At 31.2% G+C, this 24,328-nt stretch carries 21 protein-coding genes; 12 read left to right on the top strand and 9 right to left on the bottom strand.

All coding sequences use genetic code 11. From position 1 onward, the window contains the following. Positions 1 to 423: 423 nt before the first annotated feature. Together CLV91_RS03460 and CLV91_RS03455 are read right to left on the bottom strand one after the other, a co-directional pair. Complete coding sequence (locus CLV91_RS03460) at positions 424 to 1,074, bottom strand: gluconate 2-dehydrogenase subunit 3 family protein (protein ID WP_121064006.1); 651 nt, start codon at positions 1,072 to 1,074, stop codon at positions 424 to 426. Continuing rightward, positions 1,074 to 2,789, bottom strand: coding sequence for a GMC oxidoreductase (locus CLV91_RS03455; RefSeq protein WP_121064004.1), 1,716 nt, complete (start codon positions 2,787 to 2,789; stop codon positions 1,074 to 1,076). The genes CLV91_RS03460 and CLV91_RS03455 overlap by 1 nt, the downstream gene beginning before the upstream one ends. Before the next feature lie 170 nt (positions 2,790 to 2,959). On the opposite strand from CLV91_RS03455, the gene CLV91_RS03450 reads away from it, so the two are divergent. The 4 genes from CLV91_RS03450 to CLV91_RS03435 are packed head-to-tail and all read left to right on the top strand — an operon-like array spanning position 2,960 to position 6,882. Continuing rightward, the gene (locus CLV91_RS03450) at positions 2,960 to 3,964 is read left to right on the top strand and encodes a sugar phosphate isomerase/epimerase family protein (RefSeq protein WP_121064002.1); all 1,005 of its coding nucleotides are present in this window, start codon (positions 2,960 to 2,962) and stop codon (positions 3,962 to 3,964) included. A gap of 12 nt (positions 3,965 to 3,976) precedes the next feature. Beyond that, positions 3,977 to 4,420, top strand: a complete 444-nt coding sequence (locus CLV91_RS03445; protein ID WP_121064000.1) for a DinB family protein — start codon at positions 3,977 to 3,979, stop codon at positions 4,418 to 4,420. Between the two features lie 45 nt (positions 4,421 to 4,465). Further along, entirely contained in the window at positions 4,466 to 5,698 is a 1,233-nt protein-coding gene (locus CLV91_RS03440) for an MFS transporter (protein ID WP_121063997.1), read from the top strand. 44 nt (positions 5,699 to 5,742) lie between these two features. After that, positions 5,743 to 6,882 carry a Gfo/Idh/MocA family protein gene (locus tag CLV91_RS03435; RefSeq protein ID WP_121063995.1) on the top strand — a complete coding sequence of 380 codons (1,140 nt, stop codon included), beginning with the start codon at positions 5,743 to 5,745 and terminating at the stop codon, positions 6,880 to 6,882. Positions 6,883 to 6,954: 72 nt separating this feature from the next. Here CLV91_RS03435 and CLV91_RS03430 read toward each other — a convergent pair whose 3' ends face one another. Together CLV91_RS03430 and CLV91_RS03425 are read right to left on the bottom strand one after the other, a co-directional pair. Beyond that, positions 6,955 to 7,419: an ASCH domain-containing protein gene (locus CLV91_RS03430; RefSeq protein ID WP_121063993.1), complete on the bottom strand. Its 465-nt coding sequence runs from the start codon at positions 7,417 to 7,419 to the stop codon at positions 6,955 to 6,957. Positions 7,420 to 7,476: 57 nt separating this feature from the next. Then, positions 7,477 to 9,180, bottom strand: a complete 1,704-nt coding sequence (locus CLV91_RS03425; RefSeq protein ID WP_121063991.1) for a GMC oxidoreductase — start codon at positions 9,178 to 9,180, stop codon at positions 7,477 to 7,479. A 181-nt stretch (positions 9,181 to 9,361) separates the two neighbouring features. Here CLV91_RS03425 and CLV91_RS03420 point away from each other — a divergent pair, with 181 nt between their 5' ends. The 5 genes from CLV91_RS03420 to nadD all read left to right on the top strand — a co-directional run bounded on the left by CLV91_RS03420 (position 9,362) and on the right by nadD (position 13,406). Further along, on the top strand, positions 9,362 to 10,414 hold the full coding sequence (locus CLV91_RS03420; RefSeq protein ID WP_121063989.1) for a sugar phosphate isomerase/epimerase family protein: 1,053 nt from the start codon (positions 9,362 to 9,364) through the stop codon (positions 10,412 to 10,414). Positions 10,415 to 10,481: 67 nt separating this feature from the next. Next, the gene (locus CLV91_RS03415; RefSeq protein ID WP_121063987.1) at positions 10,482 to 11,249 is read left to right on the top strand and encodes a 3-keto-disaccharide hydrolase; all 768 of its coding nucleotides are present in this window, start codon (positions 10,482 to 10,484) and stop codon (positions 11,247 to 11,249) included. A gap of 125 nt (positions 11,250 to 11,374) precedes the next feature. Then, complete coding sequence (locus CLV91_RS03410; protein ID WP_121063985.1) at positions 11,375 to 12,232, top strand: YicC/YloC family endoribonuclease; 858 nt, start codon at positions 11,375 to 11,377, stop codon at positions 12,230 to 12,232. Continuing rightward, positions 12,232 to 12,810 carry a guanylate kinase gene (gmk, locus tag CLV91_RS03405; RefSeq protein WP_121063983.1) on the top strand — a complete coding sequence of 193 codons (579 nt, stop codon included), beginning with the start codon at positions 12,232 to 12,234 and terminating at the stop codon, positions 12,808 to 12,810. The genes CLV91_RS03410 and gmk overlap by 1 nt, the downstream gene beginning before the upstream one ends. 11 nt (positions 12,811 to 12,821) lie before the next feature. Further along, positions 12,822 to 13,406, top strand: coding sequence for a nicotinate (nicotinamide) nucleotide adenylyltransferase (gene nadD / locus CLV91_RS03400; protein WP_121063981.1), 585 nt, complete (start codon positions 12,822 to 12,824; stop codon positions 13,404 to 13,406). A gap of 67 nt (positions 13,407 to 13,473) precedes the next feature. On the opposite strand, the gene CLV91_RS03395 is transcribed toward nadD, so the two are convergent. Then, positions 13,474 to 14,319 carry a winged helix-turn-helix domain-containing protein gene (locus tag CLV91_RS03395; RefSeq protein WP_121063979.1) on the bottom strand — a complete coding sequence of 282 codons (846 nt, stop codon included), beginning with the start codon at positions 14,317 to 14,319 and terminating at the stop codon, positions 13,474 to 13,476. Between the two features lie 131 nt (positions 14,320 to 14,450). On the opposite strand from CLV91_RS03395, the gene CLV91_RS03390 reads away from it, so the two are divergent. Beyond that, complete coding sequence (locus CLV91_RS03390; protein WP_121063977.1) at positions 14,451 to 15,035, top strand: YceI family protein; 585 nt, start codon at positions 14,451 to 14,453, stop codon at positions 15,033 to 15,035. A gap of 314 nt (positions 15,036 to 15,349) precedes the next feature. Here CLV91_RS03390 and yiaA read toward each other — a convergent pair whose 3' ends face one another. Next, the gene (gene yiaA, locus CLV91_RS03385; RefSeq protein ID WP_121063975.1) at positions 15,350 to 15,817 is read right to left on the bottom strand and encodes an inner membrane protein YiaA; all 468 of its coding nucleotides are present in this window, start codon (positions 15,815 to 15,817) and stop codon (positions 15,350 to 15,352) included. Between the two features lie 154 nt (positions 15,818 to 15,971). On the opposite strand from yiaA, the gene CLV91_RS03380 reads away from it, so the two are divergent. Then, entirely contained in the window at positions 15,972 to 17,438 is a 1,467-nt protein-coding gene (locus CLV91_RS03380; RefSeq protein ID WP_121063973.1) for a hypothetical protein, read from the top strand. Positions 17,439 to 17,448: 10 nt separating this feature from the next. Here CLV91_RS03380 and CLV91_RS03375 read toward each other — a convergent pair whose 3' ends face one another. Then, positions 17,449 to 19,746, bottom strand: coding sequence for an inorganic phosphate transporter (locus tag CLV91_RS03375; RefSeq protein WP_121063971.1), 2,298 nt, complete (start codon positions 19,744 to 19,746; stop codon positions 17,449 to 17,451). A 242-nt stretch (positions 19,747 to 19,988) separates the two neighbouring features. Between CLV91_RS03375 and dgt the strand changes: the two genes are divergently transcribed. Further along, the gene (gene dgt, locus CLV91_RS03370; RefSeq protein ID WP_121063969.1) at positions 19,989 to 21,335 is read left to right on the top strand and encodes a dGTP triphosphohydrolase; all 1,347 of its coding nucleotides are present in this window, start codon (positions 19,989 to 19,991) and stop codon (positions 21,333 to 21,335) included. Here dgt and CLV91_RS03365 read toward each other — a convergent pair. Further along, positions 21,332 to 22,450: a DUF3078 domain-containing protein gene (locus CLV91_RS03365; RefSeq protein ID WP_121063967.1), complete on the bottom strand. Its 1,119-nt coding sequence runs from the start codon at positions 22,448 to 22,450 to the stop codon at positions 21,332 to 21,334. The genes dgt and CLV91_RS03365 overlap by 4 nt on opposite strands. Continuing rightward, positions 22,431 to 24,206 carry a 1-deoxy-D-xylulose-5-phosphate synthase gene (locus CLV91_RS03360; RefSeq protein ID WP_121063965.1) on the bottom strand — a complete coding sequence of 592 codons (1,776 nt, stop codon included), beginning with the start codon at positions 24,204 to 24,206 and terminating at the stop codon, positions 22,431 to 22,433. The genes CLV91_RS03365 and CLV91_RS03360 overlap by 20 nt, the downstream gene beginning before the upstream one ends. Between the last annotated feature and the right edge of the window lie 122 nt (positions 24,207 to 24,328).

Genomic DNA, 24,328 nt, shown 5'->3' with positions numbered 1-24,328 from the left:
ATACTAAAGAGAATATATATGCCATCACGTACAAAGCCAGTATAATAATATAGTTGTCCATGATTATAAATTTTTAATGTATATATATTAGAACGGCATAGTTATTAAAAAATTACAAACCACACTATTAAAAATTTGTTAATGTGTTAATTTTTAATAGAATATAGTGAAATTAGTTTATTGGTAATGTCTTTCTATAATATCAAATATAGGAAAAATCCTACAATTATAAAAATATTCCCCATTAGTTTTAAAGTGAATGAGATTTTCACTGAATAATTTATATGTTCCAAAGCTTGATTCGAATTTTATAAGTTGTTTTCTTATGAATAGCTCGTGAGTTTGCCTCAATCTTATTTGCGAGTTTAAATTAAAAAGCGGCTTATCTAAGCCACTTTTTAATTTAAAACTAAGTGTTATAATTTATAAAGACCAGGCTTTGTTTTGTGTTAGTTCTTCCACATCACCACAAGCTATATATTCTCCAGGTATAGGTAGGTATGCTAAAACCTTTTCTCCAACATATTCAGAGGTTTTATACCCCCAAATAGTCAGTCCTCTTAACTTGCTAGCAAAAGCATAACATGCAACATCATCAGCAAGAACTACCGAACTATTTTGAGCAGCAATAGCATTGTTATATACCATAATAGCTTTATCATTTTCTTTTTGTTGCCCTTTACTTATTTTTAATGCTTTAGATAAAGACATATCTAAATTAGCTGAAGTTAGCTCTTTAGGGGACTCTTTTCCAGAATCTTTTAAAGCTGTGTTAGTAAATGCATTAAATGTAGTTTTAAAAACATCTTGCTGTTCTTTAGGCATTACTTCTTTAGAAAATTTATCTATAAATAAATGCACTTGTAATTCCGAAGCAGAAGGAGTATCTGTGGCTGGTAGAATTAAATCTACTAAGGAGATTAAAGTTTCCCCTTGCTCTTTAGTAAAGAAATCTGGAACCCATTCAAGTGTTTTTTCTGTTTTACAACTTTGAACAATGCTTAGTAGGGTAGGAGTGGCTACTACGTAACCAAGAGACAACCCCATATTTTTTAGTGCTTTTCTTCTATCCATTATAGTTTTCCTTTTTTAAATTGTTCAGCAGCATGATTAGCAGCTCTGGCTGTAAATGCCATATAAGTTAATGATGGGTTTACACAACTAGACGATGTCATAAAAGAGCCATCAGTTACATAAACATTTGAGACATCATGTAATTGGTTATTTCCGTTTAGAACAGATGTTTTACGATTTCTTCCCATACGAGCAGTCCCCATTTCATGAATACCTAGTCCAAGTGCAGCAGAAGTATCATCATAACCTTCTACATCTTTAAACCCGGCTTTAGTTAACATTTCTATAGCAGATTCTTGCATGTCTTTACGCATATTACGCTCATTCTCTTTTAATTCTGCATCAAAAGTAACAGTTGGTAAGCCCCATTGGTCTTTTTTATCGTAATCTAAAGTAAACCTATTATCTTCATAAGGAAGAACCTCTCCAAACCCTCCAATACCAATAGTCCATCCTCCTGGTTTTAAAATGGCATCTTTTAAATTTTTACCATGAGACAGTTCGGCAATAGAATCTTCCCAATTACCTCTAGAAGCACTTCCTTGGTAACCAAATCCTCTTTTGTAAGATTTAGTATTACTATCTCTTCCTAAATTTTTAAATCTAGGAATATATATTCCATTTGGTCTTCTTCCTTTATAATATTTATCTGTAAAACCATCCACTTTTGCTCTGGCGCCAACTTTTAAATGATGGTCCATAATATTACGCCCTAACTGGTCAGATGTATTTCCCATTCCATTAGGAAAAGTTTCGGACTTAGATTGCATTAGTATAGAGGTAGATGCAATTGCTGAGGCACATAAGAATATTACTTTGGCCTTAAATTCAAACTTTTCTTTAGTTAATCTATCAATTACTCTAACGCCAGTAGCTCGTTTTGTTTTTGGGTCATATATAACTTCATGAACAATAGAGTCTGGTCTTAATGTCATGTTACCTGTACGTTCTGCTGCTGGTAAAGTAGAAGATAAACTACTAAAGTATGCTCCAAAAGGACACCCTCTTATACATCTATTTCTAAATTGACATTTAGTTCTGCCATCAAATTCTTTATTCCCAGTTATATGAGCAACTCTACCAGCAGTTACCACCCTTCCATCAAAATTTTCGGCAACTTTTTCTTTTAGGTGTTCTTCAACACAATTAAGATCCATTTTTGGAAGAAATTTACCATCAGGTAATTGTTCTAAGCCTAAATTTTCTCCACTAACTCCTATGTATTCTTCTACTTTATCATACCAAGGAGCTATATCTTTATAACGTATAGGCCAGTCAACGGCAATGCCTTCTCTTTTATTTGCAGTAAAATCAATATCACTTAAACGATAACTTTGTCTACCCCATTGTAAAGAACGCCCACCAACGTGGTAACCACGCATCCAATCAAAACGTTTTGTTTCGTTATATGGGTGCTCTAAATCATTAACAAACCACATAGAACTAGCAGATTTAGTAGTGTAACCGGTTCTACTTTGCTTTGGTTGTTTGGCAAGTTCTTCTTGTGTAGGTTGTCCACCATTTGGAAAGTCCCAAGGGTCTTTATGAGCAGTTTCATAGTCTTTTATATGGGTAACCATTTTACCTCGTTCTAAAACTAAGGTTTTTAGACCGTTTTCACACAGTTCTTTAGCAGCCCATCCACCACTTATTCCAGTCCCAACAACAATTGCATCGTAAAAATCTTGTTCTTCGTTATAATAAAATTTGCTCATGTATTAATTGTTTAATCCCTAAATTTATTAAATATAAAATTAATTTTCTACATTTATTTCCCTTAATAATTAGGAAAGATTTACTATAACGTTGTAGTATTTTACAATTGTGCAATACGATAAATACCACTATTTTTGACATATAACGAAAAAATAGAACCAAAAAAGATATGAGAAAGAATAGTATTGTAAATACAAAAATTAGATTATTGGTAGTCATTTTATTTGCTACTGCATATTCCTGTAAAGAAGTAAAAAAGGAAACTTCAGAAAAAGAAACTACTAAAGAAGAGGTAGTAGTTAGTGCGGATCCTTTTTTTAAATTATCATTAGCGCAATGGTCTATACATACCATGATAAAAGAAAAAGGTGTAGATCCTTATACATTTGCTGAAAAAGCAAAAAAGTTGGGTTTTAGTGGTTTAGAATATGTAAGTCAATTATACAACCCAGAATTATCTAAAGCAAATTACTCCAAAGAAGCAATGGCTTCTTTTGTAGAAAAATGTAATGCGGAAGCAAAAAAGCATGGGATGCAAAATTTGATTATTATGATAGATGGTCAAGGAAAATTAGCGGTAACCAATGCTAAAGAAAGAAAAAATGCAATAGAAAAACATTATAAATGGGTAGATGCTGCAGCTGCAATGGGTTGCCATTCTATACGAGTTAATTTAGCGGGTAGCGACATTCCTGAAGAATGGAAAAAAAATGCTGTTGATGGTTTAACACAATTAGCTACTTATGCACAAACAAAGAATATAAATATAATAGTAGAAAACCACGGAGGTCTTTCCTCTAATGGAGCTTTAGTAGCGGAAGTTATGGAGCTTGTAAATATGGACAATTGTGGAACATTGCCAGATTTTGGTAATTTTTGCATCAAGAGAAATGATAAAAAAGATAGATCTAAGGGCTGTGCAAATGAATATGACAAATACCAAGGGGTAAAAGAATTAATGCCAAGGGCAAAAGCCGTTAGTGCTAAAACGCATGATTTTGATGTTAATGGAAACGAAACTGAAATAAACTACGTAAAAATGCTTCAAATTGTAAAAGATGCAGGGTATACTGGTTTTATAGGAGTAGAATACGAAGGTAAAATACTAGGGGAAGAAGAAGGTATATTAGCAACAAAAAAATTGTTAGTAAGTGCTTCTAAAAAAGTTAAATAATTAATACATATTATGAAGGGTTTTTTTAATCAGATGTTTGATTATAATTTTTATTGCAACAAAAAAATAATAGAGCAGTGTATTGCAATGGAAACTATACCTGATAAAACAATTAGATTATTTAGCCATATTTTAAATGCGCATCATATTTGGAATTCTAGGATAATAAATATTCCTTCTAAATACACTATATGGCAATTACATGATATAAAAGAGTGGGAGGATATTCATTATGAAAATCAAAGAAATTCTTTTGAAATAACAAGTAATGCAGATGATTTTGAGGATAGAATAGATTATGAGAGTTCTGAAGGACGGCTTTTTACAAATACACTACAAGATATGCTATTTCATATCATAAACCACTCAACCCAGCATAGAGGGCAAATAGCAAAAGACTTTAGAAAAAAGGGACTAGACCCCCTAATTCTAGATTATGCTATTTATAAAAGATAGCTTTAGAACTTAATAACAACACCAACTAATTAAATATATAAGGAAATGAAAGAAGTAAATAAAAACCAAATATTTTTAGCAGCCTGTATTTCTCTAATTGTAACGTCTATGACATTTGCAATAAGAGCAGGTATTTTAAATCAATTAGGAGTAGATTTTGAAATTTCTAATAAAGAATTAGGTTGGATAAATAGTATGGCTTTTCTAGGGTTTCCGCTAGCAATGATTCTTGGAGGGTTACTTTATAATACTGTGGGCGCTAAAAAATTAATGATTGTTGCCTTCATATGTCATATGCTAGGGCTGTTATTAACCATTTTTGCAGGTGGTTTCTGGACATTAATCATATCTACCTTCTTTATTGGTTTTGCAAATGGTTCTGTAGAAGCAGCATGTAATCCAATGATAGCAGAAATGTATACTAACAACAGAACAGCAATGTTAAATAAATTTCATGTTTGGTTTCCTGGGGGTCTTGTTATAGGGGCTTTAGTAACTAAATTTTTAACAGATGCCGGAATGGGGTGGCAAACCTTAATAGCAACAATGCTAATTCCTACATTAATTTATGGGTATTTAATATTTACTCAAAAATTTCCTGAAAGTAAGAATATGGAATCTAACACATCTAATAATATAAAAGCCTTAGCAAGTCCATTATTTATTTTTATGGCACTTTGCATGACATTAACAGCGGTTTCTGAGTTTATACCACAACAATGGATAGAAACTATTTTAGGTAGCTCTGGTGCTAGCCCTATGTTAGTATTGGCTTTAGTAACTGGTATTATGGCTTTAGGCAGGTTTTTTGCAGGACCAATTGTACATAAATTAAACCCTGCAGGGGTTCTTTGGATGTCTGCAATAATTACTAGTGTAGCTATTTATCTTATGAGTATAGTAGATGGCTCTATGATATATGTTGCGGCTGCATTATTTGCTTTAGGAGTTTGTTACTTTTGGCCAACTATGATTGGTTTTGTATCAGAATACTTGCCAAAAACAGGTGCATTAGGAATGTCGTTAGTTGGTGGAGCTGGAATGTTTGCTACCTCTATGTGGAATCCAGTAATTGGTTCTTGGTTAGATGAAGAAAAAAATAATGCTTTAGCATCTGGTTTATCAGGAGTTTTGGCAGAAATTGCAGCAGGAAAAGCCGTTTTAGGAATAGTAGTGTTTTTTCCATTAGCTCTAGTTGTATTGTTTGGAATTTTATTCTTTATGCGTAATAAGATTGAAAAAAATAGAATTGGACACGGAGAAGATGCTATTGCATAAATAGTATTAAAAATAAGTAGTAAAGAAATTAAATATTTAAGTTGATGAGTAAAAAAATTAGGTTAGGAATTCTTGGCGGAGGCGGAGATTCTCTTATTGGAGTATTACATAGAGTTGCATCACATATAAATGATAATTATCAAATAACAGGAGCAGTATTTAATCCAGATTTTGATGCAAACATGGCTTTTGCGAAAGAGATAGATGTTCCAACAAATAGAATATATAAAGATTTTGACACTTTTGTGGAAGAAGAAATGAAACTTCCAAAAGAAGAAAGAATAGAAGTTTGTTCTATACTTACTCCTAATTTTTTGCATTTTCCAATGGCAAAAAAGTTGTTAGATAATGGTTTTCATGTTATTTGTGAAAAGCCAATGACAACAAGTCTAGAAGAAGCAAAAATATTACAAGAGGCACATAAAAAATCAGGAGCAGTTTTTGCGTTAACGCATACATATACAGGATACCCAATGGTACGCCAAATGCGAGAAATGATCAAATCTGGTGCTTTAGGAAAAATTCATAAAGTAGATGCTTCTTATTATCAAGGATGGATAAATACAATAATCCATGATCAAGAAAAACGTTCTTCTGTTTGGAGATTAGATCCTAAAAAGGCAGGTATTAGTTCTTGTATTGGTGATATTGGTGTGCATGCTTTTAATTTAATTGAATATACTACAGGATTACGTATAGATTCTATTTTGTCTGATTTTAATTATTTGTATGAAGACAACCAGATGGATGTTGATGGTACTGTTCTAGTACGTATGGATAATCATGTAAAAGGATTAATACGTTCTAGTCAAGTTGCTACAGGAGAAGAAAATGGATTGTCTATTGCAATATATGGGGAAAAAGCTGCTTTTAAGTGGGAGCAAGAGAATCCTAATTTCTTATATAAATTGAGCGACACAGAACCAATGCAAGTGTATAAACCTGGGCATGCGTATAACTCCGATTTATCTTTAGGGGGAACAAAATTACCTCCAGGACACCCAGAAGGTATTTTTGATTCTATGGCTAATATTTATTTAGGAGCTGCAAAAGCAATTAGAGGAGAAAAGTATAATGACGGAGAGTTTCCTACTATGTTAGATGGCGTTCGTGGAATGAATTTTATTGAAGCTACAGTTGAATCTCATAAAGCAGGTAATATTTGGGTTAAATTAGAATCCTAAATTAGGTACTAATAATTTATAAAAATGCAGCCTTATATAGGGCTGCATTTTTTTATGTTTTAAGTTAAAATACTACCTTTTAAAAACAACATTAAATTCATGGCAAACTACAATCATGCTCTCACTAGGTTTGCGATTAAAAGCACCTAATTCTCTAGTGTAATAATCCCAATGTACTTTTTTCCAATGCGCTAAAGACTTATCTCCCTCCCCTTCTTTATTTGCATAAGCTTCGTCAATACTAAAATAAGGTTTTAGGATAACTTTAGTAGTTTCTACAATACATTGAGCTTCTCCTTCCCAATTGGTAATAACAGTAAAGTCTCCTATTTTAGGAAGTCTTTCTTTTCTGTTTTGAATACCAATAAGAGAATCTGTAGTAGCTTTTTTTATGCCAGATTTTACAAGATTAGCACATTCATTAGCATCATTCTCATTATCACAAAAATGGATTGTTTTTGGAGCCTCATGAAAAGCATCTTCTAAATGCTTATCTAAATAATCTCCCCACATATTTCTTGCTGATGAATTTTCCATTACTAATGAACGCGTTTATAGTTTTTAATATTGTTAGTGTTGTGCAATATAGTCATTTTAAGAAAATGCACCTGCTTTAAATTCCTTTGCAGCATGGTTTGCAGCTCTTGCTGTAAAAGCCATATAAGTTAATGAAGGGTTTACACAACTAGAAGAACTCATAAAAGCACCATCTGTTACATAAACATTTGGTACGCTATGTATTTGGTTGTATTTATTTACGATAGATGTTTTAGCAGAATGCCCCATTCTTGCACCACCCATTTCATGTATTCCAAGGCCTGGGCCAGTGGAATTGTCATAGGTAGAAACATCTTTAAAACCTGCCGCTTTAAATGTTTCTTCTATGGTTATAAGAATGTCTTTTCTCATGTTTAGTTCATTTTCTTTAAACTCTACATCAAAAGCAAGTTGCGGTAATCCCCATTTATCTTTTTTAGTTTTACTTAGCATAACCCTATTATCATCATGGGGCAACATTTCTCCAAAACCAGTGGCGCCAATTTGCCATTGTCCAGGTTTTAAAATGTGTTCTTTTAATTCTGCGCCGTAACCCATTTCGGCGATTGCTTCAGACCAATTACCTCTACTTGCTCCGCCCTGGAATCCAAAGCCTCTTAGATATTCTTTTCGACTAGTTTTTTTATCTAAGTTTACAAATCTTGGAATATAAAATCCATTGGGTCTTCTTCCTTTGTAATATTTATCTAAAAAGCCATCTACTTTTGCAGAAGCTCCTAACTGGTAATGGTGGTCCATAATACCTCTTCCTAATACATTAGAATCATTCCCAAGGCCATTAGGGAAACGTTCAGACTTAGATTGTAATAATATCCCAACAGATGCCATTGCAGATGCGCATAAGAAAATAACTTTAGCTTTATATTCTATTTTTTCATTCGTTAGTGCATCAATAATTTTTACTCCAGTTGCTTTTTTTGTTTTAGCATCATAAACTACTTCATGAACAATAGAGTTTGGCCTTAATGTCATGTTTCCAGTTCGTTCGGCAGCAGGAAGGGTAGAAGAATTACTACTAAAATAACCTCCAAAAGGACAGCCTCGGCTACATCTATTTCTATATTGGCAAGGATTTCTCCCTTCAAATTTTGCATTTTTATCTGTAAGGTGAGCTGCCCTACCAATAGTTAATAATCTACCATCATCAAATGAAGATGCCATGGACTCTTTTAGGGCTTCTTCTACACAGTTTAAACCCATAGGGGGTTGAAATATTCCATCTGGAAGCTGTTTTAACCCTAAATTTTGACCACTTACACCAATGTATTCTTCCACCTTATCATACCAAGGAGAAATATCTTTATAGCGCACTGGCCAATCTACCCCATTTCCATCTTTTTTGTTTGCTTTAAAATCAATATCACTCCATCTATAACTTTGTTTTCCCCAAGTTAAAGAACGCCCACCAACATGATAACCACGTATCCAGTCAAAACGTTTAATTTCTTCATAGGGATGCTCCAAATCATTTACAAAAAAATGTTTGTTGTCTTCTTTTGGTGCCCAACCAACCCTATTTTGAATATGTTGTTTCTTTTTATCTTCTTTAGAAAGTTCGCCTTTAAGGGGGTAATTCCAAGGGTCGTCATTCATGGTTTTGTAATCTTCTATATGTTTAACTATAGGACCACGTTCAAGCACTAAAGTTTTTAAACCATTTTCACATAATTCTTTAGCTGCCCAACCTCCAGTTATTCCAGTTCCTACTACTATGGCATCGTAAATTTCTTCGTTATTCATTGCACTTTTTTAAAAATAATAATGATGTTATGCCTATATTTATAACGTATCTGGTGAGATATTAATAATATGGCAGAATAACACTAAATATACTGCATATTCATAAAAATTTCTTGCAGAAAAGCAAAATAATTCACAAAAAAACGCGAAATATTACGAAAAATATACTAAAAACATTAAAATGAAAACGATAAAAGGACCTGCTGTTTTTTTAGCACAATTTGTAGATAGTAAAGCTCCATTTAATACCTTAGATGGTATGTGTAAATGGGCAGCAGATTTAGGATATAAGGGAATACAAATACCTACATGGGAATCTTTTTTAATAGATTTAGACAAAGCTGCAGAAAGCCAAACCTATTGTGATGAATTAAAAGGAAAGGTTAATTCTTACGGATTAGAAATAACAGAGCTTTCTACGCATTTACAAGGCCAATTAGTGGCAGTTAACCCTGCCTATGACTCTATGTTTGATGGTTTTGCACCAGATGCTGTAAAAAATAACCCAAAAGCAAGAACAGAATGGGCAATAGAAACTGTTAAAAAGGCAGGTACTGCAAGTAACCGTTTGGGGTTAAAGTCCCATGCAACTTTTTCTGGCGCATTACTTTGGCATACTATGTACCCGTGGCCACAAAGACCTCCAGGATTAGTAGAACTAGGTTTTGAAGAACTTGCAAATAGATGGATGCCTATTCTTAATCATTTTGATGAAAAAGGGGTAGATGTTTGTTATGAAATTCACCCAGGGGAAGATTTACATGATGGTGTTTCTTTTGAGCGTTTTTTAGCAGCAACAAATAATCATAAGCGTGTAAATATGTTATATGACCCAAGTCATTTTGTGTTACAAAACTTAGATTATTTAACGTATATAGACCATTACCATTCTTTTATAAAGGCTTTTCATGTAAAAGATGCTGAATTTAACCCAACTGGTAAGCAAGGTGTTTATGGCGGATATTCGGATTGGATAGATAGAGCCGGTAGGTTTAGATCTCCAGGAGATGGTCAAGTAGATTTTAGCGGAATATTCTCTAAACTTACGCAATACGGCTGCGACGTTTGGGCAGTTATGGAATGGGAATGTTGTATGAAGAGTCCTGAACAAGGTGCTCGCGAAGGTGCCCCGTTTATTAAAAAACACATAATAGAAGCTACTCAAAAAACATTTGATGATTTTGCGGGGAGAGATACAGATAAAGATGCCTTAAAAGGAATTTTAGGGATTTAAAACATACTTTGTTATTCAGTGAATAAAATGGTGTTTTACAGAAATATCAAAATAAAAGAATTATAAAATGAAAAAATTACGCCTAGCTTTTGTACTTGTTGCTTTTGTAGCTAATAGTTGCTATAGTCAAAAAGAAATAGTTACAGAAAATAAAGAGCCAACAAAACCAGAGGAAACAGAATTTTATGAGCCAGTAGTTCCTGTTGTAAAAAAGAATATTAATGGAGTTCCTAGTGATGCTATTGTATTGTTTGACGGGAAAAATTTAGATGGTTGGGAGCATACTAAAACTAAAGAAAAAGCTACTTGGCTTATTAATGAAGATGGGAGTGTAACGGTTAAAAATAAATCGGGAGATATACAAACCAAGCAAAAATTTGGCGATATACAATTACATATAGAATGGCAGTCCCCAGCAGATATTAAAGGGAAAGGGCAAAATAGAGCAAATAGTGGTGTTTTTATTCAAGGTAAGTATGAAGTGCAAGTTTTGGATAATAACGATAATGATACCTATGTTAATGGTCAAGTTGGGTCTGTTTACAAACAACACACCCCTTTAGCAATGGCATCTGTTCCTAGTGGAGAGTGGAATGTTTATGATATAGTGTATCATGCTCCTGAGTTTAATGAAAAAGGGGTAAAAATAAAATCAGGTACTTTAACAGTACTACATAATGGTATACTTATTCAGGATCATGTAGAAATTAAAGGAACTACTCCATATATAGGGTGGCCTAAAAATCCTCCACATGGTAAAGGCCCTATAAAATTACAAGACCATAGAGATAATAGTAGAGTAAGTTATAGGAATATCTGGGTAAGGGAGTTATAGATAAATAATTTAGATAAAAAAAGCTGTTTAATTATACAGCTTTTTTTATGCGCTAACTTTTAAAAATAAGGCATATGCTTTTAAATAGTATGCTTTAATTATCTTTGCAGGCAAATAATCTATATATGATTCAATCCATGACCGGGTTTGGGAAACATGTAATACAACTTCCCTCAAAAAAAATTACAGTAGAATTAAAGTCCTTAAATAGCAAAAACTTAGATTTAAATGCAAGAATGCCTTCGGCATACAGAGAAAAGGAATTAGAATTGCGAAAGGTAATTGCAAGCTCTTTAGTTCGTGGTAAGGTAGATTTTGGTTTATATATAGAAAACACAGGAGATAGTACTTCTGCTCAGGTAAATGAAGTTACTGTAAAGCAATATATGAAGCAATTACAGTCTATTGCAGAAGGAGAATCTATACAACTTCTTGAAATGGCATTGCGTATGCCAGATGCTATGAAAACGGAAAAAGAAGATATAGATGAGGCAGAATATAGTTCTATAAAAGAAGCATTAGTCAAAGCCTTGCAGGAAATTAATACATTTAGATCCGAAGAGGGGAGTGTTTTAGAATCCGATTTTAAATTAAGAGTAAGTAAGTTAACTTCATTGTTAGAAGAAGTTAAGACTATAGATCCAGATAGGCAAGCTACTATTAGAGAAAAATTAGAAAAAGCAGTTGCAGATTTAACTGCAGATGTAGATGCTAATAGGTTTGAACAAGAACTTATTTACTACCTAGAAAAATATGATATAACAGAAGAAAAAGTACGTTTAAAGAATCATTTAGAATATTTTACAAAAACATTAAGCTCATCAGACAGTAATGGAAAAAAACTTGGATTTATATGCCAAGAAATAGGAAGAGAAATTAATACTATAGGCTCTAAAGCAAATTATGCTCCTATGCAGCAAATAGTGGTACAGATGAAAGATGAGTTAGAAAAAATTAAAGAACAAATGTTGAATGTTTTATAATGGCAGGCGGTAAATTAATAATTTTTTCGGCACCATCAGGTAGTGGTAAAACTACTATAGTTAGGCACTTATTAGAGCAACCAGATTTAAATTTGGCATTTTCTGTTTCTGCTGCATCTAGACCTAGACGAGGAAAAGAAAAAAATGGAGAACATTATTATTTTATGACTGTTTCTGAGTTTAAGAAGCACATTAAGAATGATGATTTTTTAGAGTGGGAAGAAGTATATAGAGATAATTTTTATGGTACTTTAAAAACAGAAGTAGAACGCCTTTGGGCAGAAGGGAAAAATGTAATTTTTGATATAGATGTTGTAGGAGGATTGCGTATTAAAAAGAAATTCCCGAAAGAGACATTAGCAGTTTTTGTAAAACCTCCAAGTATAGATGAACTCAAGATTAGGCTTAAAAAAAGAAGCACTGAGAGTGATGACAAAATAAATATGCGAATTGCAAAAGCTGGAGTAGAACTTGCCACTGCACCACAGTTTGATAAAATTATTAAAAATTACGATTTAGATGTTGCTTTAAAAGAGGCACATGACCTTGTAGAAAGTTTTGTAAATCCAAAAGAATAGTAAGCTAGTAAATGAAAAAAGTAGGGCTTTATTTTGGCACTTTTAATCCTATACATTTAGGGCATTTAGTAATTGCTAACCACATGGTAGAGTTCTCAGATTTAGACGAGGTTTGGTTTGTGGTAACTCCGCAAAGCCCTTTTAAAACAAAGAAAACTTTACTAGATAACAATCATAGATACCAAATGGTATATGAGGCCGTAAAAGAGTATGATGGTTTAAAACCAAGTACTATTGAATTTGATTTACCACAGCCAAATTATACCATAAACACCTTGGCAGTCCTTTCGGAAAAGTACCCAAAAGATTATGAATTTTCATTAATTATGGGAGAAGATAATTTAAAGGGCTTTCATAAATGGAAAAATTTCGATATTATTTTAGAAGAGTATTCTATTTATGTATATCCTAGAGTTTCTAGTGGCGTTGTAGAACATCAGTTTAAAAATCACCCTAAAATACATAGGGTAGATGCTCCAATAATGGAAATTTCATCCACATTTATTCGCAAAAACCATAAATTAGGTAAAAACATAAAACCTTTGTTGCCAAAAGTGGTTTGGAAATATATAGATGAGATGAATTTTTATAGATAGTCCTCTAAGGTCTTTTCCGACTTGTGAAAATCAGATGTATTGTAAGGGTTAATTTTATCGAAGAAATTTAGATCTTCATTTTATAGCCTTTACCACGAATATTAAGAATCTCTATAGAGCTGTTTTTCCTTAATTTTTTTCTGAGTTTAGAAATATATGTATCTAAACTTCTGCCTACAATAACACCTTTGTCTTCCCAAATTTCTTTTTGTAGTTTTTCTCTTGATATAATTTGATTTGGTTTGTTTAGAAATAATGTTAATATTTCTGTTTCTTTTTCACTTAAATCTATTTCAATACCGTTGAGAATTAATTTTCTTTCCTCAGTATTTAAGATGTCTTTTATATTATAAGAAGCCTTTGTAATATTTTTTTTCTTTTGCTCTTTTTTTTTAAGTAAAAAATAGAAAATTATTATAACCCCAATACTTATTAAACTATAAGGAATGAAGTTCCATGGTTTTTTAGAGGAAGAAAGGAACTTTATGTTTAATTTATAGCAAGATTTTGGCAAATCTCTGCCAATACATGGGATAATAACCCCCTCTTCTTTCAGAGACATTTTGTAACTATAAACTATTTCGTTTAACTCACAACTTTTTACTTCGACAATATAATTTGCAGGTAATTTTAGTCTCTTAAAAGTAGTACTAACAGTTTTGGTTAAAAAACTAGGAGAGATTGAGATTTTTGAATCAAATGAAATTTCGAACCAATTGTTGGATTTTTTTTTAATGGGTAAGACTAAAGAGGATGTATCGTTATTTTTTAGTAATAACTTGTGGCCTATATTACGAAGAGACACATTTATAATTTCGGTTTTAGGAAAGGTAGTATTTACAAAGATAGAATAGATTAATACAAGAATTAAAATCCCCAAGATATAAAAGACACTTTTTTTAGGTTTAACCATTAAGCAAATTTAAGTATTGAAAATTAGGTCTAGTATTCGATTACATACTTTTTACAAATCTTTGACAAACCTTTTACATTTAAAAGCTTTGCTCAAATATATCTTAGATATAAATTTAAAAACTTAGAATTATGAAGAATGTATTAAAAACAATGTTAATGTTACTATTAATAAATTTTACATGCCTATCAGCCCAAGAAAAGAAACCAATTGATATTGTTGATAGTAAAATTTCATGGTTAGGTTCAAAATCATTTGATATAGTAGAGCACTCTGGCTCAATTAAATTTAAAAGAGGGGAATTACTTTTTAAAAATAGTTTATTAGTGGGTGGCGAATTTATAGTAGATATGAACTCAATTATTGATAGCAAATATAATTCACTACTTACAAACCATTTAAAAGGAGGAGATTTTTTTAATACAGAAAAATTTCCTTTTGCTTATTTAGTAATAACAGAAGTGAACTATAAATCCAAGTCAAAAATTTCATTAAAAGCAGATTTAATCATTAAAGGAATTACAAACTCAATAGATTTTGATATAGAAGAGCAACCAGTTTCTGAAACTGATTATAGAGCTGTTTTTAGTATTGATAGAACAAAATGGGGTATAAGATATGGTTCTAAAAGTTTTTTTGAAATCCTTGAGGATCGTGTTATATCAGATATTATAAAGCTTAATGTGTTACTTAGTTTAGCAAAGGATAAATGTTAATTAGATGCTTAAATTAATAAAGCTATTCATCATATATTTTTTGATACTATTTCATTAAAACGAAAGCCCTGTATAGTCATTTTTTTGGAATAAAAAAGGTAGAATAAAAATTGTTTCTGGTTATAATGATGGTAGCGTTAGAATCTGAAATATCAATATAAAATTACAAAGTATAATTGAAGTTGTATTAAACGATTTTTAGTATTAAAAAACATAGGAAAAGGCAATCCTTATACAAGAATTGCCTTTTGGTAAACATCAAAACGCAATTTATTAGAATTACGTTTTAATGCTTTTTCATAAAAAATTACTTTCTATTCTAATTCCTCTAAAAATTTAAGGTCACGAGTATTCTTTTGTACAGCAATGGCAGAGAATAAACTTAAGGTAAAAGACATGCCATAAAAGCCCTTTTCACTTAACAGTAAATCTGCATTCCAAAGACCAATAACTAATAACACAATAGAGGTTATAGTTGTAAACCAACTAATACCATAATAGGCTTCGGTAACGGGGAGTCCTTCTTTTTTATCACGTACACTCTTTTGTACCGATACTACAGAGAATAGCCCAAATAAAAGAACGGTAAAATAGTACCCTTTTTCATTCAATAGCATATCTGCATTCCATAGACCAATACAAAAAGAGACCATTCCTAAAAGCAAGGCGCTCCAAGATGCAGATATAAAAGCTGGTGTGGGTTTTAAATCATAATCTTGCTCTTTTTTTTCTTTTTCTAATCGCGTATTCTTTTTTGTTTCTGTAAACATTTGATTTTCCATACTATTTTTTTTGATGTTTAGTATGGTACAAAGATGCAACGGTGAAAGAGTTTTTAATAATCAAAAAATATAATTTACTTATGATTAAATATATAATATTTTATTATAAAATTCATATATTTATGATTTATGCAATTAAATTACTTACGATTAAATGAATAAAATAATTTTAATTATTAACTCTTTATCTATAGAAAATAGGCAGCATTTTGTCTTATGGTTAAAAAATAAGAATCGTAGAGGAGATGTTAAAAATATTATTTTATTTAATTATCTATTAAAAGGAGAGACAAACGCCTTAGATGTTAAACTCTATGGTAAACCAAATAAAAATGCTTTTCATGCTTTATGCAAAAGATTACAAGATAGTTTACTTGATTTTATTGCTACTAAAAGTTTTGAAGGAGAAACCTCTGAAGAGATAGAGGTTATAAAATTACTTGTAGTAAGCCGTTTATTCTTAGAACAAAAAGAATACAAGCTTGGTTATAACACCCTTGCTAAAGCAGAAAAGTTAGCCAGTTTTATAGATCATTACTCTTTGCTAAATGAAATTTACCATACCAAAATACAATATGCTCACTGTAATTCCTCTTTAAATTTAGAAGAAGTTTTTAAGGCATCCATATTTAATATGGAGGCTTTTCAAAAAGATTTTAAATTAAATATGGCGTATGCAGAAATTAAAGAAAAAATGCTTATTACAGATTCATTACCTGTTTTAGATGGTATTGTAGAAAAGGCATTTACAAAATTTAATGTATCTATAAATGCCTCCTTATCTTATAAATCCTTGTATCAGTTAATGAATTTAACTTCTATAACAGCAAAATTGCAGCGTAATTATTATAGAGTCACGCCATTTATAGAAAAAGCATATGCTGTAGTGAGCACCAAAGAAACCTTGGCACATAAACATTTGTACTATCATATTGGTATTTTACAAGTTATGGCAATGGTACATTTTAGGAATAAAAACTTTAAGAGCTCTATGTTTTTTGTAGAAAAAATGGAAGCACAAATGAAGAGGAATAATAAGGTTTACTATCGTCGTTTTTTAGGGGATTTAAATACGCTTAAAGGATTAAATTATAATTATACTGGAAAACATGATAAAGCCTTGGAGATTTTAGAAAAAGACTCCTCAGGAGCATTAGATATACAGTTAATAAAGATGATGTGTCTTTTTCAACAAAAAAGATATAAAGCAGCGTATCAAATTATAAAAAGATTAAATCATAGTGATGTTTGGTATGAAAAAAAAGCGGGCTGGTTATGGGTATTAAAAAAGAGTATGCTAGAAATTTTATTAGTAATAGAATTAGATGAACTAGATTTAGTTTTATTGCGAGTAAAGAGTTTTAAAATTAAATTTAAAGAAAGGCTAATAGCAATAAAAGAAGAAAGGGTATTAACTTTTATACAGTTAGCGCTAGCATATTATGAATCTCCTAAAAATGTGAATACATCATCTTTTAAAGAAAAAGTAGAACGTTCTTTTGATTGGAAAGATAACCGCGAAGAAGATATTTATGTAATGAGTTTTTACGCTTGGCTAAAAGCAAAAATGGAAAACAGAGAATTGTACACCACCACTTTAGAGCTAGTTTCTTTACAATAAAAATCTTTTATTAAAAATCTTTATCTATAGTTGCAGGTTTTACAGAGCTATCATGTTCTTTATAATAAGATTCTAATAGGTTCATTGTTGCAGTTATTAAATCTTTAGTTTCTAGTAGTAGTGTAAAATATAAAGTAGTGTTTTTAGGACTAGATTCTTCTGTCCTTGTTCTTGCTACTTGTTTTTCTATTTTCTCTGAAACTAAATTAAAAAGATTGTTTTTGTGTTTAACAATACTTTCAATTTCTTCAAAAGACCTATTCTCAAATACTATCTGTGTATCCGTAAATAATTTTATTAACTCAATCTCTATTTCTTTTAGCTCTTTAATTTGGTTATATTTTAATTTTTTGTGATTGTTGCTAATGTGTTTGTGTGTAACTTTAGCAATATATTCTAAAGATTGTGTCATGGCTTGTAAATAGCCTAGTATATTGATGTAGAAATTACTAGCGCCAACACTTGCTTCATCTAAATTTTTTATAAAATAAAAAATATGGTCTCTTAAATCGTCTATTTCTTCAGAAAGCCGTACAACACCTTTTTTATTCTTTTTAAGCGTTTCTAAATCTTGTTTTGCAAGGCTATTAAAGCTTGTTGTAAATATTTTATTTGCCCTTTTAACTACTCTTGCAACATTATGTGCACTTTCTTCTATAACACCTTGTATAGAGCTACTTTCCGCTTTACTTAAACTATCTTCTTCTTTAAGAATTTTGTTTTTTCTGTTATAGGAAATGTAGCTTCTTAACAATAAGAAAAATACGGCAAAAAGTAAGATCGTAATAGCTACCCCTTTTCCAAAATAGATTATGGTTAAAATACCTCCAGATGCTATAAAGGCAATTAAAGCAGTACCAAACCAACCGCCAATAACATTTAATACTCCAGCTACTCTATATACAGCGCTTTCTGCTCCCCATGCTCTATCTGCTAATGATGTTCCCATACCTACCATAAATGTAACGTATGTAGTAGATAAGGGTAGTTTAAAAGAAGTTGCTATAGAAATTAATATACCTGCAACCATTAAGTTTACAGCTGCACGTACCATGTCAAAAGCTGGTAAATCTTGCGGTTTGTCTTTAGATATAATTGGGGCTGTTTTTGTAAATTGAATTTCTATTTTGTCTTGCATATTTTTTGACAAAATACTGGTGAAAATTTCAGAAGTATTAACTGCAAACCTAACTAATGAGCGAGAAATAAAATTAGGTTGAAAACGTTCTTTTATTCTTTCTTGGCTAGATAAATCTATGGATGTTTTAACAACAGCCTTTGCTTTACTAGAAAACCAAAGAGTAACAACCATAATAATGCCAGCAATAAAAAGTAATATGTTTGGTGTAGGAACTTTTTGGGACAGTATTTCCATACTAAACTTTGTTGCTAAAACCCCTGAAGCTTCCCAAGCTTCATAAGATTGCCAAGCAGCAATAGGAACACCTATAAAATTCATTAAATCATTACCTGCAAAAGCAAGCGCTAAGGCAAAAGTACCTACTGTAATTATTAGCTTGTAAATATTAATTTTAGTAAAAGATATTAATAAGAACGATAAAGCAATAAGAACAGAAAATGTAGAAAAAATAATTAAAAAAGGTTTTTGTTCTATAAATGATTCAAGAGTAATGTTTCCTATTATTTTAAAGCTATGCTGTACCAGTGTAGTTCCCTTAATACCCTCAATAAGTATAAAATAAGAAATTGCAGTTAAAGCAATACCTCCAAAAACTGCACCTACCCATTTAGGTTTTTTCTTAAAATCAAAAGAAATTAATAGCCTAGTTAGCCATTGTACAAGAGCACCTATTGTAAAAGCAATTAATATAGATAGTACAATACCAGCTATAATTATAACAGCTTTTTCAGTATTTATATATTGTACTACTTCAGAAAAGGCGCCATTATTATTTGCAATTTTAATTAAAGCCATTGCAACTGCAGCACCTAGTAATTCAAAAACTATGGAAACGGTTGTAGAGGTAGGCATTCCTAAGGTGTTAAAGAAATCTAACAACAAAATGTCTGTAATCATAACAGCCATGAATATGAACATGATTTCATTAAAATAAAACTCACCAGGATTAAAGATGTCTTTACGAGCAACCTCCATCATACCACTAGAAAAAATGGCACCACAGGCAATACCAATACTAGCTACAATCATTATGGTTTTAAATGAAATAGCTTTAGAGCCAATAGCAGAATTTAAAAAATTTACAGCATCATTACTAACTCCGACCACTAAATCTGCAATTGCTAAAAAAGCAAGTGCCACAATCATTATTAAGTAAACATTATCCATAAATTTTGTAAAGAAATAAATCGGCAAATATCTAAAAGAAGTTAGATTGCAGTGTTATCTAAAGGTTATATTTTTCAATAAATTTGATAGTTATTAATATATATAAATGTATCATTTTTTAAGAAAAAGAAGTCTCGTTTTTGCAAAAAAATGAGTTGGTATTTTTATCAATTAAGTTAATACTGTTTTTTATTAGCATTACTATTTTGTAAAATGTAACTTGCATATTATAAAATTTTACAATGCACTGGGAGCAATTATTATCATTAAAAAGACAAGGAGATACTTTTAAAAGGTTACGTAAAGAGCAAGATGAAACTAGACTTGGTTTTGAAGTAGATTATGATCGTATAATATTTTCTAAGGCCTTTAGGAGTTTACAAGATAAAACACAAGTTATTCCTTTGTCTAAAACCGATTTTGTGCATACAAGACTTACGCATAGTTTAGAAGTTTCTGTTGTGGGACGTAGTTTAGGTAGAATTGCTGGAAAAAAAATAGTAGAAAAGCATCCGTATTTAAGTGAAATACATGGGTATAAATTCAATGATTTTGGAGCTATTGTTGCTGCAGCTGCCTTATCTCATGATATTGGGAACCCACCTTTTGGACACAGTGGAGAAAAATCTATTGGGGAATTTTTTAAAACTGGAGCTGGAAAAAAATACCAGTCGGTTTTATCTAAAAAAGAATATCAAGATATTATAGATTTTGAAGGTAATGCTAATGGTTTTAAACTCCTAACAGAATCTAAAGAAGGTGTTTCCGGAGGATTACGCCTTAGTTATGCTACTTTGGGTGCTTTTATGAAATATCCAAAAGAATCGCTTCCTAAAAAGCCTACAAAACATATTGCAGATAAAAAATTTGGTTTTTTTCAAAGTGAAAAAGAAGCATTTATTAATGTTGCAAATGAGTTAGGCCTTAAGCAAACAAGAAATGGTGATAAGGTTTCTTATGCAAGGCACCCATTAACTTTCTTAGTAGAAGCTGCGGATGATATTTGTTATACCATTATAGATTTTGAAGACGGTATTAATCTTGGATTAATTTCTGAGGATTATGCTTTAGAGTATTTAATTAAGCTAGTAAAAGATAGTATTAATACTAAGAAGTATAATTCTTTAGTCTATAGAGAAGATCGTTTAAGTTATTTACGTGCTTTGGCAATAAATACATTAATTACAGATGCAATAGATATATTTATTACTAATGAAGATGCCATTCTTAAAGGGGATTTTCATGTGTCATTATTAGATAAAAGTACTTATGCTGCACAAATTAAAGATATAATTACATTAAGTGTAAATAAGGTATATAAGGCACAGGAAGTTATAGAAAAGGAGATAGCGGGGTATAAAATAATCTCAGATATATTAGACGTGTATTCTTCTGCTCTTATAAATGAAAAAGAAAACAAGGCATCTAACTACGACAGGTTAATGATAAGTACTTTGCCTAAGTTTTACCAGCGTACAGAAATTTCTCTTTATAATATTTTATTAAATACATGTTGTTATGTAGCTAGCCTTTCTGATAGTGCTGCGGTACATATTCATAATAAAATAATGGGGAAGCAACTAAACTAAAAATCATAAGAAACACCCACACCTAATAATTGTTTAAACTGTATTCTAGGGATACCAGCATCTACGACAACACCATTTTCTTTAACTTCATCAAAAAGAATATCGTCATCATAAATAATATGAGTTCCAATATTAGCTTTTATGTATTTATTTACTTTTAAGTCAATATTTAATTCCCAGTCTACATCTACATTACCAAAACTAGTTAGGTAATCTGTATATAGAGAAAGCCTATGCTTCATTTTTACATTTTTAGCAATGTTGGTTTGCCAAGTATTGGTTAATAAAAAACCAAGTTCTACAAAAACGGTTTCCCCTGGTGTTATTATATTTCCATTAGTATCTAAAGTAGCTTTTTTAACCCCAAAAGCACCTTTGTCTGCAAGTCTTTGGTCTAAAACATAGGTAGACTTTAATGTTAGTGGAGATATGTATAAATTAAATTTTTGATCTGGAGTAATATACGATGTCCCGGCACCAAAGAAGAAATAACCTGGAGCCATAAACCTAGAAATAGGAGTAGTTCTATCAGGATATTTATACCCATTAGAAAATTGTGTTCTAAGATTTGCTTTTACAGAATAGTACCAATTACTTATAGTATCTCTTCTATACCCAAATGTAGAACTCATTCTTATGTTATCATCCGTTTTTCTTAATTTCTGGTCTTCCTGTGCGTTTAGACCGTATCTTAACTCTAACTCATTATCCCATTGTACATACCTAAATTTATAATTTCTTTCAAATTTAAGACTGCCAAGACCACTAATAGAGTTGTTACCACCTGCATTCCAGTTTACAAAAGCAACTTCACTTACTCTGATTCCTAATTGGTTTTTCTTAATCCAGAAAGATGGAATTCTAAATCTTTTAAATTTTTTAGCTAAAGGTTTTGTTTTTTTAAAAGAAATATAAGGGTTTGTTAAGTGCGCTCCCCTTGGAATATGCTTAATTTTTTCTTGATTTTTTCTAATAACAATAGTATTAATTATTGTAGTATCTATTTCTGAAGTTGTGGCAAGAGAATCTTGAGAAAAAGAGGGTAGGGAAAATGTTATTAAAAATAAAGCTAGAACTATTTTTTGGACTAGTTTTTTAAGATAAGCGTAATTCATTTATGCTCTTTTTAATGGTTGTATAGTCAATTTTAGCTATTTTATGTAATTCTTCTAGGCTGCCGTGCTCAATAAAAACATCAGGAACTCCAAGTATTTTAATCGTGTTTTTATACGTATTATCTAAAACAAATTCAGAAATGGCACTACCAAATCCGCCGCTTATACAACCATCTTCTATACTAATAATAGCCTCATAATTTGTACAGATACTTTTTAGCCTATTAGTGTCTAAAGGTTTTATAAATGGCATAGAATAGTGACCAATTTCTGTATTAGAATCTAAATCATTTATAACTTTTGAAACTAAATTTCCGATTGTTCCAGTGGAGATTACAGCAATTTTTGTGCCTTTTTTTAATTCTTGGGAACTTCCTATGTTAATTTTTTTAAATTTCTTTTTCCAATCAACATTTTCACCTCTTCCTCTAGGGTATCTAATTGCAATTGGATGTTTTAGTCCTAATTGAGCAGTGTACATTATATTTCGTAATTCTATTTCATTTAAAGGAGCAAAAATAATAAGATTTGGAATGCATCTTAAAAATGCTATATCATAAATTCCATGATGTGTTGCACCATCTTGGCCAACCAAACCAGCACGGTCTAAACAAAAAATAACAGGTAGGTTCTGTAGAGCAACATCATGTATAACTTGGTCATAGGCTCTTTGTAAAAAGGTAGAATAAATATTACAAAAGGGTATAAGTCCTTCTTTTACCATACCTGCAGCTAAGGTTACAGCATGTTGTTCTGCAATACCAACATCAAAAGCACGGTCAGGAATTTTTTCCATCATATATTTTAAAGAACTTCCTGTTGGCATTGCAGGTGTAATACCTACAATATTTTTATTATTAAGAGCTAGTTCTACAATAGTATGTCCAAAAACATCTTGGTATTTTGGAGCTTGTACTAAATTGTTTTTAGGAATTAAATCTCCAGTAGTTTTGTTAAACTTTCCTGGAGCATGGTAGGTAACTTGGTTTTCTTCAGCTTGTTTTAATCCTTTGCCTTTAGTGGTAATAACATGTAATAATTTGGGGCCTTTTATATTTTGTAAGCGTTTTAACTCTTTTATTAAATCATTTATATTATGACCATCTATAGGGCCCGTATAATTAAAGTTTAAGCATTCAAAAATATTTTCGTCCTTTGCTGTTCCTTTTTTAACATTAGTAAGGTATTTTTTTAAAGCACCTACGCTAGGGTCAATACCAATAGCATTATCATTTAAAATAATTAGAACATTAGCATTGGTAACTCCACCATGGTTAAGCCCTTCAAAAGCCATTCCACTAGCAATAGAAGCATCACCAATTACTGCAATATGATTTTTAGTTATATCTCCTTTAATATTTGCTGCAATTGCCATACCTAATATGGCCGAAATAGAAGTAGAACTATGCCCTGTTCCAAAAGCATCATAAATACTTTCGTCAATTTTAGGAAAACCACTTATGCCATTTAGTTGCCTGTTGGTTTCAAAAACATCTTTTCTGCCGGTAAGTATTTTATGCCCGTAGGCTTGATGCCCCACATCCCAAATAAGATTATCTATAGGGGTGTTAAAAACATAATGTAATGCAATAGTGAGCTCTACCACTCCTAAACTTGCCCCTAAATGTCCTTCTTTAGTAGCAACAATTGTAATGATAAAACTACGTATTTCTTGCGCTAATTGTGGTAATTGCTCTTGTGCTAATCTTTTAAGATCGTTTGGAGAATTTATAGTTGATAATAAAGTTTTAGGCATGCCCACATTAGTTAAGGTAACAAAATTACGGTTTTTATGACGGTATATTAAATATAGAGTTTACCTTATGCTCTTCATTATTTTATAAAGCCTACTTTTTTTATTATTCTTGAATTAAATTT

Origin of the sequence: Maribacter vaceletii, from assembly GCF_003634105.1 — a bacterium.
Taxonomy (GTDB): domain Bacteria; phylum Bacteroidota; class Bacteroidia; order Flavobacteriales; family Flavobacteriaceae; genus Maribacter_B; species Maribacter_B vaceletii.
Note: the sequence above shows the minus strand (reverse complement) of the source record. Positions and strands in the feature narration are given on the sequence as shown.

Coding starts and splice junctions, on each gene's coding strand:
- CLV91_RS03380 (WP_121063973.1), top strand. CDS start 15,972: ATGAATAAAATAATTTTAATTATTAACTCTTTATCTATAGAAAATAGG.
- CLV91_RS03455 (WP_121064004.1), bottom strand. CDS start 2,789: ATGAGCAAATTTTATTATAACGAAGAACAAGATTTTTACGATGCAATT.
- CLV91_RS03435 (WP_121063995.1), top strand. CDS start 5,743: ATGAGTAAAAAAATTAGGTTAGGAATTCTTGGCGGAGGCGGAGATTCT.
- CLV91_RS03450 (WP_121064002.1), top strand. CDS start 2,960: ATGAGAAAGAATAGTATTGTAAATACAAAAATTAGATTATTGGTAGTC.
- yiaA (WP_121063975.1), bottom strand. CDS start 15,817: ATGGAAAATCAAATGTTTACAGAAACAAAAAAGAATACGCGATTAGAA.
- CLV91_RS03425 (WP_121063991.1), bottom strand. CDS start 9,180: ATGAATAACGAAGAAATTTACGATGCCATAGTAGTAGGAACTGGAATA.
- CLV91_RS03445 (WP_121064000.1), top strand. CDS start 3,977: ATGAAGGGTTTTTTTAATCAGATGTTTGATTATAATTTTTATTGCAAC.
- CLV91_RS03415 (WP_121063987.1), top strand. CDS start 10,482: ATGAAAAAATTACGCCTAGCTTTTGTACTTGTTGCTTTTGTAGCTAAT.
- CLV91_RS03365 (WP_121063967.1), bottom strand. CDS start 22,450: ATGAATTACGCTTATCTTAAAAAACTAGTCCAAAAAATAGTTCTAGCT.
- CLV91_RS03375 (WP_121063971.1), bottom strand. CDS start 19,746: ATGGATAATGTTTACTTAATAATGATTGTGGCACTTGCTTTTTTAGCA.
- CLV91_RS03390 (WP_121063977.1), top strand. CDS start 14,451: ATGAAGAATGTATTAAAAACAATGTTAATGTTACTATTAATAAATTTT.
- dgt (WP_121063969.1), top strand. CDS start 19,989: ATGCACTGGGAGCAATTATTATCATTAAAAAGACAAGGAGATACTTTT.
- gmk (WP_121063983.1), top strand. CDS start 12,232: ATGGCAGGCGGTAAATTAATAATTTTTTCGGCACCATCAGGTAGTGGT.
- CLV91_RS03360 (WP_121063965.1), bottom strand. CDS start 24,206: ATGCCTAAAACTTTATTATCAACTATAAATTCTCCAAACGATCTTAAA.
- CLV91_RS03395 (WP_121063979.1), bottom strand. CDS start 14,319: ATGGTTAAACCTAAAAAAAGTGTCTTTTATATCTTGGGGATTTTAATT.
- CLV91_RS03430 (WP_121063993.1), bottom strand. CDS start 7,419: ATGGAAAATTCATCAGCAAGAAATATGTGGGGAGATTATTTAGATAAG.
- nadD (WP_121063981.1), top strand. CDS start 12,822: ATGAAAAAAGTAGGGCTTTATTTTGGCACTTTTAATCCTATACATTTA.
- CLV91_RS03410 (WP_121063985.1), top strand. CDS start 11,375: ATGATTCAATCCATGACCGGGTTTGGGAAACATGTAATACAACTTCCC.
- CLV91_RS03420 (WP_121063989.1), top strand. CDS start 9,362: ATGAAAACGATAAAAGGACCTGCTGTTTTTTTAGCACAATTTGTAGAT.
- CLV91_RS03440 (WP_121063997.1), top strand. CDS start 4,466: ATGAAAGAAGTAAATAAAAACCAAATATTTTTAGCAGCCTGTATTTCT.
- CLV91_RS03460 (WP_121064006.1), bottom strand. CDS start 1,074: ATGGATAGAAGAAAAGCACTAAAAAATATGGGGTTGTCTCTTGGTTAC.